This window comes from Chitinophaga sp. RAB17, assembly GCF_052114225.1.
GTDB lineage: Bacteria > Bacteroidota > Bacteroidia > Chitinophagales > Chitinophagaceae > Chitinophaga.
In genome coordinates this window covers 612445-624512 of sequence record NZ_JBFREI010000001.1, presented here as the reverse complement: position 1 = coordinate 624512, position 12068 = coordinate 612445, and the positions used below count along the sequence as shown (strand labels likewise).

Below are 12068 nucleotides of genomic sequence, written 5' to 3'. Positions count from 1 at the left end.
TATGCTGAACCGGTATCTTAAAATTTGCAGTATCCAGTTAATTGCACTGGACTTTATTTGTTTGAATGTGTTGTTTTTCCTCAGCAGCTCCTGGTTGCAGCGATATGACCGCATGCAGGATATCAATGTGGATATTTTCCTGGTAGTGTCTAATCTATCCTGGATGGTGGCACTGTATACGACTGGCATTTATTTTCTGAGTCAGCAACTGGCATTTGATCGTATTGCGCGAAAAACGGCGCAGAGCATTCTGTTGTATCTGTTGTTGTTATTGCTGTTTTTATTTCTGTCCAAGCAATTGTACTCACGTTTGTTTATTCTTATTTACTGTACTGCTTTTATTACGATGGTATTGTTGGGACGCTGGCTTTTTTACCGGGTTACCAGTCATATTCTGCATCGTACAGGCGTGGAAAAAAAAGTAGTAATACTGGGCTATAACGAGCTGTCCAAACAATTGGCGGGTCAACTACTAGAAGATAACAGCAACTTGAAATTTGAGGGTTATTTTGAAGAATACAGCAACGTGCATGAGTTGTCGTACTACCCGGTAATCGGCAATCTGGAAGCCTGTGTACCTTATGCACAATCCAACAACATCCGCGAGATCTATTCTACTTTGTCGCCGGAGAAATTTCCTTACCTGTATACACTGGCCAGGGAGGCGGAAATGAACCTGATCCATTTTAGGTTTGTGCCAGACTTCAAACTGTTTGTGAACCGACAGATTTTTGTGGATTACTTCAACAACATTCCCATTATTTCTTTGCGTGCAGAGCCGCTGGATGATATTGCCAACAGGRTCCGTAAACGGGTATTTGATATTGTATTCAGTAGCCTGGTGATCCTGTTTATATTAACCTGGCTGATCCCTTTGCTGGCATTGCTGATTAAACTGGAATCCAGGGGGCCTGTGTTTTTTATACAGTATCGTACAGGCCGTAATAACATGAATTTTCCCTGTCTGAAATTGCGGAGTATGTATGTAAATAATGACGCCAACTCCAAACAGGCTACCCGTCATGATAGCCGCTTTACGAGGATAGGACGCATTTTGCGTAAAACCAATCTCGATGAAATGCCACAGTTCCTGAACGTGTGGCTGGGAGATATGTCTATCGTAGGTCCACGGCCTCATATGTTGCGCCACACGGAAGAGTTTTCCCGGGTGATTCAGCAGTATATGATCCGTCATTTTCTGAAACCCGGCATCACCGGCTGGGCGCAGGTAAACGGATTACGTGGGGAAATCACTGAAGAATCTCACCTGCGCAGAAGAATTGAACACGATATCTGGTATATGGAAAACTGGTCGGTATACCTGGATCTGCGCATTATATTTTTAACGATCCGGAATACGATGAAAGGGGATGATAATGCGTTCTGATCATGGATGATAGCCATGGTATGGTTTGTGTGATTTGATGGAGGTTACCTCATCACTAAATCACGCGAACCATGGCAAAGAAAAAAAGTATTACTACCTCCGGAAAACTCAGTAAGAAAATAGAAAACCTTGCTCCTCATACAGAAGAGGGTGTTGACCAGTTCCTGACTACTAACCAGGGGCTTCGTATTAATGATAACCAGAACTCGCTCAAAGCGGGGGAACGGGGCGCTACCTTACTGGAAGATTTTATTTTAAGGGAAAAAATTACCCACTTTGACCATGAACGTATACCAGAAAGAATTGTGCATGCCCGTGGAGAGGGCGCACATGGCTATTTCCAGGTATATGAATCTATGGCGAAATATACTAAAGCAGGTTTTCTGCAGGACCCCGGCAAACAAACGCCTGTGTTTGTTCGCTTTTCTACCGTAGCCGGCTCCCGTGGATCTTCTGACCTGGCGCGGGATGTGCGTGGCTTTGCAGTAAAGTTTTACACAGACGAAGGGAATTATGATTTGGTAGGTAATAATGTGCCGGTGTTTTTTATTCAGGATGCTATGAAGTTTCCTGATTTTGTGCATGCCGTGAAGCCGGAGCCACACAATGAAATACCACAGGCAGCTTCTGCGCATGATACCTTCTGGGATTTTGTTTCTATTGCGCCTGAAAGCATGCATATGATTATGTGGGTGATGAGCGACCGTGCTATTCCCCGTAGTTTGCGGATGATGGAAGGTTTTGGTGTACATACTTTTCGTTTTATCAATGCGGCGGGTAAATCCAGTTTCGTGAAATTTCATTGGAAGCCTATACTGGGTGTACATTCTGTTGCCTGGGATGAAGCACAACAGATATCAGGAAAAGATCCTGATTTTCATCGCCGTGATTTATGGAATGCTATTGAAACGGGTGCTTATCCGGAGTGGGAGCTGGGAGTACAGATCGTGGCAGAAAAAGATGAGCATAAGTTTCCATTCGATTTACTGGATCCAACGAAATTAATTCCGGAGGAAGTGGTGCCGGTAATACGTATTGGAAAAATGGTGTTGAACCGCAACCCGGATAACTTCTTCGCAGAAACCGAGCAGGTAGCTTTTCATCCCGGACACCTGGTGCCGGGTATTGACTTTACCAACGATCCGTTATTACAGGGCCGGTTATTTTCCTATACAGATACACAGTTGTCGCGTTTAGGGAGTCCTAATTTCCATGAGATTCCCATTAACAGGCCTGTTTCACCGGTACATAATAATCAGCGGGACGGCCATATGCGCCAGACCATCAATCGCGGAGAAACGGCCTACGAGCCCAACACCATCAGTAACGGTTGTCCTTTCCAGGCAAAGGCAAAGGAGGGCGGTTTTACTGCTTATGAAGAAAGAATAGATGCAAAGAAGATTCGTGGTCGCAGTGATAGTTTCTTTGACCACTTCAGCCAGGCTACCTTGTTTTACAACAGTCAATCTGAAGTAGAAAAAAATCATATTGTTAATGCGCTGCGTTTTGAACTGGGGAAGGTAACGCGACCGGATATACGCGTTCGGATGATAGGATTATTAACACAGGTGGATACCTCGCTGGCGGCCCGTGTAGCGGAGGGGCTGGGCATAAAAGTGCCGGCTAAACCGGAGCTGCCCATGAACCAGGTGCGGCCTGCAGATGCAGACGTAAAGAAATATGAACCCCGGACTGTAAAGCAGCAGATCACTGCTTCACCTGCGCTGAGTATGGCCAATACGATAAAGAATACCATTGTGTCGAGGCAGGTGGCTTTCCTGGTGGCCGATGGTGTTACAGGGGCAGATGTGAATAAAATGAAAGCTGACCTGCAGGCCGCAGGCGCCCAGGTACAGCTGATAGCGCCCCGGTTGGGAAAAATAAAGGGGATAGACGGGGAGGCTGATCAGTCTTTCCTGGGGGCAGCTTCTGTATTATTCGATGCCGTGTATATTCCCGGTGGGGCTGCCAGTGCAGCCACCCTGAAAAATGATGCAACTGCCCTGCATTTCGTCAATGAAGCATTTAAGCATTGCAAGGCAATTGCCGTGAGCGGAGAAGGTATAGATGTGCTTCGGGAGACTTATCTGCCGGATGGTAAAAAAGAACCTGGCCTCCTGATAAATGCAGGCAGCAAGGATTTTATTAAAGCCATTGCACAACATCGTTTCTGGGAAAGAGAAACCGGTCCGGGTATTCCCGCATAAATGCCCTGTTATTTTTACTTATCAACAAATGGCAAACTAAAAGCTGGCAGCTAATTGCTAACAGCGGTAACAAAAAATTCCTATGGACATAAAAGCCATTATTACAGGCAGTACCGGAATGGTGGGAGAGGGTGTATTGCATGAGTGTTTACAGCATCCGGAAGTAAAGGAGGTGCTGGTGATTAACCGGAAACCTTGTGGGGTGAAGCATCCTAAGCTGAAGGAAATTATTCATAGCAACTTCTTTGATATGTTGCCGGTGGCGGCAAAGTTGCATGATTATAACGCGTGTTATTTTTGCCTGGGGGTATCTTCAGTAGGAATGAAAGAAGATGCATACGAACACGCTACCTATGATCTGACCATGGAAGTGGCGAAGACGTTGGCCGCCATGAATTCGGATATGGTTTTTTGTTATGTGTCGGGAGCAGGAACAGATGGTAAAAGTTGGTGGGCAAAGATTAAGAAACGAACGGAGAATGATTTACAGCACCTGCCCTTTAAGGCTGCCTACATGTTCCGTCCTGGCTATATGCAGCCTACAAAAGGGATGCAGTATACGCAGCCATATTATAAATATATGAGTTGGTTATACCCGGTATTGAGAAGGGTTTTTCCGCAGGGTGTATCCACCCTGGCGGAGCTGGGACGGGCCATGATAAACGTTACCAGGTATGGCTTTCCGAAGAAGGTGCTGGAAGTAAAAGATATCGTGACATTGGCCCATCAGCCATGAAATATTGGTAACCTTCGGGATAGCGGTCTACTTTATATGCGTTTCGACATGTATCTTTGCGACTTGTTACTTTAACAGTGTAACAGTTGTAGGTTATGAGATGACTGGAATAATCCTATCCCGGGTCCAAATAAAAAAAGGCGGTGCGCAAGCGCCGCCTTTTTGTTTTCTGCTACCACTGCTGGTCCGTTTCATACTGGTAATGGATCAGGTTGAAAACGGGGGGAATATCTTTTTTCAATATGCGCTAAATGCCAATACACTCGCGTTAGTCATTGTCAAATCCATACTACACTATCTTTGAATATTATACAATACTCCATACACTGGCTTTAGATAAGCTTCACTTTGCCCTGGAAACGGGTTCCCCGGATTATGTTATATTTATAGTAATCAAAATAATCTCCGATGGCAAAACAAATGTCTATCCTTCCCTTTACGGGAAAACTCGGCCCTCTCATTGGGTATAAGCGCAATGGCCAATACTTTCTGCGCTCCATGCCTGAAAGGGTACGGCAAACCACTGCTACCCGCCGCGCATCCCGGCGTTTTGGCATCGCCAGCAGGAAAGGCGCTTTTATCCGTCATGCTTTCTACCCCCACCTGGATATCCATTGTGACGGCGGCCACATCAATCGCCTGAACAAGGTGCTCATTGCTGCCGGCGACCATCATGCGGCCCTAACAGGCTTCCGCTTCAATCAGCATACCGGCGTAGATCGCTTCTTTGCGGTGGCTCCCCGCCTTTTGAGTAATGGGATATTAAATATTCCCGCACAAACCATCGACGGGTATAAAGGCATTGCTGCGCTGGAAGTAAAAGTGATCGCAACGCGTATAGATTTTATATCTCGTCAGGTGGCAGGTAGCGAAACGGTTACGCTCATGATAGATACGGATACCACTTTCCAGGAAACAAATATTTCGCTGGATGTACCCGGGAAGGGTTCACTGGTAGTAGTTTTCCAGGTAAGAGCCATGTACAAAGACGGCCCATCCAGCAACAGACAATACATGGCCGCCGATATTATTGCAGTGGCAGCGCCACAAGTACCCAAATATGCTCATAAACGTACTTACCCCAAGCGGACAAGATTGCTTCCGAACCTTACCTATACACACGCATATCCAGCTATCATTCAACTGGAATAAAGCGATCTTGCCCCCGTGGAGATATTTTGATAAATAAACCCCTGATACCTGCTTCTTTTCAATAATATATTTCTTTCCGCAGCTACCCTCTGATAGGGAAGCAGCCCTGCTATGGCCGGTTTTTACCTCTCTCCATTTGCTGATTCAATTTCATCGGGGTTATACATCCGGAACTCATCCCCGCATCAAGTCCACCTCTGCTGCAGTGTTGCTATAGGTACTTAGCGGGTGCTAAGCATAGCCTCGACGGAGCCTACATAATGAGAATATATCTCTGCAGGTAATGTTGACCAGGTTCTTAATGCAAGATGATACAGCTCATATGCCTCTTCCCTGGGTTGTAGTATCAATGGACATTTGTTACGGCGTACTATCGGATAAGCGTTATCGTTCCTTTCCTGCTAAAGCGTTGCCCCATATAGTCCACTCCCTGCACCATCCATACGTAAGTGCCGGTAGAGGCGGGCCGGCCATTGCAGTTGCCATCCCAACCATTCTGAGGATCTGTAGTCCGGAATATTTCCTGTCCCCAGCGGTTCCATATGCAGAAGAAGTCCAGTTTGGGCTGCCCGGCAAGGATAACGCGAAAGATATCATTGCGGCCATCATTGTTGGGGGTAAAGGCATTAGGCACAAAAAAGGCTGGCCCTTCATTCACCTTTATATTGATATCGTCTTCATCGTGGCATCCCTCCGGGGAAGTCAGGGTAAGGTGATAGGTTTGGCTTTTATATAAAATGGCTATGGGATCAGGTATGTCAGGATTGGATAATCCAATGGCCGGAGACCAGGTATATTGTAACCGGCTATCTCCCCATCCTGATTGCAGTTGGAAAGGGTGTCCGCTATCTACAATCGTATCGCGGCCGGCATCTGCATGTACTGCATATATCCTGACAGGAACATCTATAACGGGTGACTGGCAATCAGCTTCACTAATGGCGTATAGCCGTGCAGGATAGTACCCGGGATCTGTATAGTTATAAGCAGCATTTTGCTGGAGTTGTATTTCGCCGTTGCCAAGTTCCCATTGCCATTTTTTGATAGGAGCATCAGGTGTATGATTGATGCCGCGCAAATAGGTGGTAGTTCCCAGGCAAACATTTTCGATGGAGCCGCTTACCTGTGGCGTGCTGCCAATGAGTATTGATTTGACGGAAGAGCTGGCGCAGCCCTGTGCAGAAGTTACTTTCAGCTGCACTTGCCGGGAACCCGGCGTAGTATAGGGTAGCATCGGTTTAACACCCATGGAGGTAGTACCGTTATCCCACGTCCATTCCCATTTTTGTAAAGTGCCTGTCGTAATGCTGGTATGATCATTCATATATACCGGAGCACCCAGGCAAACGTGATCTGGTCCGAAGTCCACTACCGGCGATGTTCCAACTGTAAGCGGAACTTTCAGTGTATCTGATTTGCAACCACTGTTGTCTTCAATCACCAGTTTTACTTCATAGTTTCCTGCTTTAAGGTATATATGAGCAGGAGGAATAGGCGCGGCAGAAAATGTACCATCTCCAAAACCCCACCACCATTTTGTAATAGCACCAAAAGAGGTGGATTGCTCATTAAACTGTATGGAGGCACCCTCGCAGAACGATTGTTGGGGATTAAAACTGAATTCCGGCCGTAAGGCGGCACAAAACTGCTGCTTGTTGGATGCACCGCCTGTAGAGCCGGCGAACCCCCAGAAAACATAGGGATCTCCTCCAAAAATATCCTTTACCAGGTCTTTGTCAAGTGTGAGCCTTAGTTGTTTGTCCACGCTTACTTCCATATGCTTCAATGCTGCATTCCATTTAATGCGGAACAGGTGCCAGAGGCAATCCTCCACGTTATCTTTATTTTTTATGACGGTTACCGGTCCGGCCAGATTGCTACTGCTTTTGTGGTCCAGCAGTCCGTTCATTTGTATAGCAAGGTGGTCGTAGGTGGGATCATTTGTTTCCAAATTCTGATAGGTATCAATCAATACACCGAGAGAAGGAGAAATACCCTGAAACCCCAGTCCTGATCCGAGACCACCAAGATTGGTGCCTTTCGTCTGCAATATAAATCCGATACCATCTGCTCCGGTAATATCCTTGCAACCGAGGTTTACATCAAATGCATAGTCGAAATCCTGGTTAAGGTTAATTTTATTTTTATTCCAGACGGTACCACTGCTGCTTTGCTGGTCTGGCGTGAGTACATAACAATTGCAGCTGCGCTGTGTAGCAGAACCATTGAGTATATAAGGTAACGGCATTTGTGCATTTAGCATGAAACCAGTTAACAGCTGCAGGCTGATAACCAGGAATAGTATTTTTTTCATAATAGGATATAGGATGGTATGGCGGATTTTTATTTGTTGCTGAGATAAATTTTTGCTTTTATCGTTTATCGGATGTGAAGTAATGTTGACATGCAATTGATGTCATCTCTTCAGAAAAAAAATCTTGTAGAAACAAGATTTTTTTTTACCTAAAAACAATCCTTATATCAAACATTATTTTTTTTAGTCGGGAGAAATTAAATGCTGCGCGGTAAAATCCTGCCGCTGCATTATATCTCCGGATGATCTTACTATCTGCACCTGCCGTACCGCTAAATTTGGAACAGCGGGTATTTACTCGCTGATAATATCCATACCACTATAATATATTTGTATTGTTGTTCCGGATTTATTGACTCCATAAAAAGATAAATTTTTTTTAGGATTCATCATTTGGCTATTATAGTAGAGGTTTGCATCGCTCAATCTCCATTGTTTTAAAATACTTTTCTTCAACTCTTTCACTTTTGCGGCTGGAGAAATGAGCAGCGTGGAGGGAGTTGAAGCCCATAATGGAGAAATTATACTGATACTTATTTTGTTATTCATTGATGGAATAGAATCGCACTTAGCCGCTGTTTGCCGGGAAAATACCTGGAGCTGGATTTCTGCTGCCTTTTTATGCAGGCTCCATAGATTAAATGCAATAAGGATGGTGAAAAGCGAATTGGTCATAGGCTCATAATGTTGGATTGGCGTAACAAACATAACACTTGCCGGAATGAAATATCGGTTTTTTCCATAATCCATTCCGGGAACGTTCCCGCTTACCGGGCATCGTTTATGTGGGATAATTCTACGTGAGCGGAAAATTATTGTTGACTTTCTTTTTTTTGTTTTTTGCTGTTCTTAAGCAGGGCACATACCTGCCACAATCCATCTTAGCGGCTGTAATATTTTTTAGGTTATCTCCCATAAAATTAGTTACTTCACGTTAAATTGACGCAAACAAAATATGAAGGCCTTTCACGAGTATAAAAACCCCTCCCTGGCGGTAGACCTGGTAGTATTTGGATACCACGACAATACCCTGTCTGTATTGCTGTTAAACCGTAAGGAGGAACCATTTAAAGACTGCTGGACCTTACCTGGCGGCTTTCTGCAAATGGAAGAAACCTTCCTCAGTACCTGCTCACGTATTCTGCAAACAAAGCTGGGCATGGATGAAGTATTCCTGGAACAGCTGTATTCTTTTGATGCACCCGACAGAGATCCGAGAGGACGTGTGATTGCAGTGGGGTATTATGCACTCATTAACCCGGCTAAATTCCAGGTAGTAGCCGGCAGCATGGCTAATGATGTAAAATGGTTTAACGTAAGAAAGCTGCCCACACTGGGCTTTGATCATAAACAGATTTTCCGTCAGGCCCTGCAACGCCTGAAATCAAAGATACTCTACTACCCGGTTGGCTTTGAATTGCTGGATGACCTGTTCACCATTACCGAGCTGCATGAACTATATGAATGTATCCTGCAAACAACGATCGACCGGCGCAATTTCCGCAGAAAAATTTTAGATGCAGAATATATCATCAACACTGGTATGAAGCGGGAAGGCCTGAAAAACAGGCATCCTGAACTGTATAAGTTCAACAAGCAATTAAAGAAGAATAATTTCCAGATTAATATTCCCACAGAATCATAATTTTTATGGAAAAGCAAGTATATGCTCCCGGCATCTTCACCCTGAAGAATTTTCTTTCCCTGGCAGAATGCACTGCCCTCATAGAAAAAAGTGAAGCCATAGGATACGAGGAAGCCACTGTAGACGTGGGTAATGGCGTACAACGCATGATAAAAGGCGTACGAAATAATGAGCGGGTATTGTATAAGGACGATGCTTATACTACCTTTATCTGGGAACGGCTGAAGGATTTTGCCCCGGAAGGGACAGATAACCGAAGCGCCGTTGGTTTGAACGAATTGTTCCGGTTTTACAAATACAGCCCGGGACAACGCTTTAAAATGCACAAGGATGGCAGCTTTGAGCGGAATCGTTTTGAAGCCAGCCAGTATACTTTTATGATTTATCTGAACGAAGCCTATACCGGTGGCGAAACCATTTTTGCTTCCGGAGAAATTATTCGCCCGGAAACAGGTACCGCCCTGATCTTTCATCACCCGCTGCGGCATGAAGGTGCATTGCTGACCGCCGGTGTGAAATATGTGCTGAGGACGGATATTATGTACAAATAAATTAGAACATGCCCGCAACCTACGTTATAGGTGACATACACGGTGCGCTGAAAGCCCTGAAACAGCTGATAGCGCGGATCGCACCAACAGAAGAGGATACATTGATTTTTTTAGGAGATTATGTGGATGGCTGGTCTGAGTCGGCAGAAGTACTCAGCTATCTGATGGAACTGGAGCAAAAGTACCGCTGCATTTTTATTAAAGGAAATCATGACGCCTGGTGCGAATCCTGGCTCCATGGTATCATGCCGGATGCTTCCTGGCTGAGGAATGGAGGACAAGCGACCGTAGAAAGCTTCAACAAATTATCGGAGGCTGGTTTACGTCGTCACACCGCCTTCCTGGAACGGATGCTGCTGTATTATACAGATGATAAAAACCGCTTGTTCATTCATGCAGGGTTTACGTCCACCCACGGCCCTGCGCATGAAAGATTTGAGCCTTCGCTTTACTGGGACAGAAGCTTCTGGGAACTGGCGCTTGCCGTAGACCCGCGTATTCCTAAAGATTCGCTGCGATATCCCAAAAGATTAGCCCTTTTCAGTGAGGTTTATATAGGTCATACTCCGAGTGTGAATTACGGAGAAGATATGCCCATGACTGCCGCCAACGTACATAATGTAGATACCGGCGCCGCCTTTATGGGAAAAATTTCTGCCATGAATATTGATACCAAAGAAGTGTGGCAGAGTGATAGGGTGTATACCTTGTATCCAAATGAAAAAGGCCGGAACCCCTGAGATGAAAGTAACCATTTAAGATGAAAGAATTTACTTACAAATGTGCCTGTTGCGGACAGGAATATGATGAAATGCCGCTATGCTTTGGCGGCGAATTTCCGGATTACTATTTTTCCATTCCTCCCGAAGAACGGGAAAATAGAATAAAGATGACGGAAAGTCTTTGTGCAATAGATGATACCCATTTTTTTCATCGCGGCCGTATCACCATCCCCATCAACGATTACAAAGAAGATTTGCTCTTCGATGTATGGACCAGCATCAGCGAAGCAAACTTCTACAAAAGAGATGAAATGTGGGAAGATCCGCAGCGGATCCATAACGATCCTTACTTTGGCTGGCTGCAGACCATCATTCCCGGATATGAGCATACGCTTAACATTAAGACAATGGCCTATGAAAGCGAAATGGGAATGATACCTGTCATTAAAGTAATCGAGGAGCATCACCCATTGACGCTGGACCAGGAAAATGGAATCAGTTTTGAAGAGGCGAAGAAAAGAGTAGACGATATTTTAAAACAATTTCACCAGTAATATCGTTGTTTTCTATCCGGTAAACCTACTAAAAAGATGTCTGCAACCTACGTTATTGGTGATATACATGGGGGATTGAGAGCCCTGCAACAGGTGATGGCACAGCTGGTATTGGAGGAAAATGATCAATTGATTTTTTTAGGAGATTATGTGAATGGCTGGTCTGACTCCGCCGCGGTGATCACTTACCTGATGACGCTTGCGCTGGAACATTCCTGTATTTTTATTAAAGGAAACCACGATGAGTGGTGTGAATCCTGGCTCAAAGGAACTATACCTGATTATAAAAGCTTAAAAAACGGGCACCTGGCCACCATCGCCAGCTATCATCCCTTATCTGCTACAGAAAAGGCAACGCACATCACTTTCTTTTCCAACATGAAAGACTTCTATGTGGATGATAAGAACCGGCTATTTATTCATTCCGGGTTTTCGGTTACCCCTGGTACGATTCCTTTTAGTTCCGCCATGTATAAAGACAGATCGCTGTGGGAAATGGCCCTTACCATGGATGAGCGGGTGATATCGCATCCTGAATTATATCCGAAGAAGCTACTCCAATTTCATGAAATTTATATCGGACATACACCTACGCTGATTTATGAAGAAAGCATGCCTATGAAAGCCTGTAACGTGTACAATGTGGATACCGGGGCCGCCTATAAAGGGAAGCTTTCTGCCATGAATATAGATACGAAGCAGGTATGGCAGAGCGATTGGGTACAGTCGTTATATCCGGATGAAAAAGGCCGGAACGCTTAGGTGTACCCCCTTCGCATTCCGGCGCTTTAAACTTGAAG

At 45.0% G+C, this 12068-nt stretch carries 11 protein-coding genes; 9 read left to right on the top strand and 2 right to left on the bottom strand.

The features are described from left to right. Window position 1 precedes the first annotated feature (1 nt). The 4 genes from AB4Z08_RS02200 (at window position 2) to AB4Z08_RS02185 (ending at window position 5482) form a co-directional block, all read left to right on the top strand. Window positions 2-1387 carry an undecaprenyl-phosphate glucose phosphotransferase gene (locus AB4Z08_RS02200; RefSeq protein WP_441572136.1) on the top strand — a complete coding sequence of 462 codons (1386 nt, stop codon included), beginning with the start codon at window positions 2-4 and terminating at the stop codon, window positions 1385-1387. Window positions 1388-1458: 71 nt separating this feature from the next. Continuing rightward, the gene (gene katE / locus AB4Z08_RS02195) at window positions 1459-3594 is read left to right on the top strand and encodes a catalase HPII (RefSeq protein ID WP_441572135.1); all 2136 of its coding nucleotides are present in this window, start codon (window positions 1459-1461) and stop codon (window positions 3592-3594) included. Between the two features lie 82 nt (window positions 3595-3676). Then, window positions 3677-4330 (top strand): NAD-dependent epimerase/dehydratase family protein, encoded by a 654-nt coding sequence (locus AB4Z08_RS02190; protein ID WP_441572134.1) that lies wholly within the window; start codon window positions 3677-3679, stop codon window positions 4328-4330. A gap of 408 nt (window positions 4331-4738) precedes the next feature. Further along, window positions 4739-5482 (top strand): hypothetical protein, encoded by a 744-nt coding sequence (locus AB4Z08_RS02185; RefSeq protein ID WP_441572133.1) that lies wholly within the window; start codon window positions 4739-4741, stop codon window positions 5480-5482. A gap of 370 nt (window positions 5483-5852) precedes the next feature. On the opposite strand, the gene AB4Z08_RS02180 is transcribed toward AB4Z08_RS02185, so the two are convergent. Next, window positions 5853-7796, bottom strand: coding sequence for a lectin-like domain-containing protein (locus AB4Z08_RS02180; RefSeq protein ID WP_441572132.1), 1944 nt, complete (start codon window positions 7794-7796; stop codon window positions 5853-5855). A gap of 294 nt (window positions 7797-8090) precedes the next feature. After that, the gene (locus AB4Z08_RS02175; protein ID WP_441572131.1) at window positions 8091-8546 is read right to left on the bottom strand and encodes a ubiquitin-like domain-containing protein; all 456 of its coding nucleotides are present in this window, start codon (window positions 8544-8546) and stop codon (window positions 8091-8093) included. A gap of 205 nt (window positions 8547-8751) precedes the next feature. Between AB4Z08_RS02175 and AB4Z08_RS02170 the strand changes: the two genes are divergently transcribed. From AB4Z08_RS02170 to AB4Z08_RS02150, 5 genes are read left to right on the top strand one after another with little or no spacing between them, the layout of a single operon-like run. After that, on the top strand, window positions 8752-9441 hold the full coding sequence (locus AB4Z08_RS02170; protein WP_441572130.1) for an NUDIX hydrolase: 690 nt from the start codon (window positions 8752-8754) through the stop codon (window positions 9439-9441). Between the two features lie 5 nt (window positions 9442-9446). Continuing rightward, window positions 9447-9992 carry a 2OG-Fe(II) oxygenase gene (locus AB4Z08_RS02165; protein ID WP_441572129.1) on the top strand — a complete coding sequence of 182 codons (546 nt, stop codon included), beginning with the start codon at window positions 9447-9449 and terminating at the stop codon, window positions 9990-9992. 8 nt (window positions 9993-10000) lie between these two features. Continuing rightward, window positions 10001-10732, top strand: a complete 732-nt coding sequence (locus AB4Z08_RS02160) for a metallophosphoesterase family protein (protein ID WP_441572128.1) — start codon at window positions 10001-10003, stop codon at window positions 10730-10732. A gap of 20 nt (window positions 10733-10752) precedes the next feature. Further along, window positions 10753-11268 carry a DUF2199 domain-containing protein gene (locus tag AB4Z08_RS02155; protein WP_441572127.1) on the top strand — a complete coding sequence of 172 codons (516 nt, stop codon included), beginning with the start codon at window positions 10753-10755 and terminating at the stop codon, window positions 11266-11268. A 36-nt stretch (window positions 11269-11304) separates the two neighbouring features. Continuing rightward, on the top strand, window positions 11305-12030 hold the full coding sequence (locus tag AB4Z08_RS02150) for a metallophosphoesterase (protein ID WP_441572126.1): 726 nt from the start codon (window positions 11305-11307) through the stop codon (window positions 12028-12030). Window positions 12031-12068: the final 38 nt, after the last annotated feature.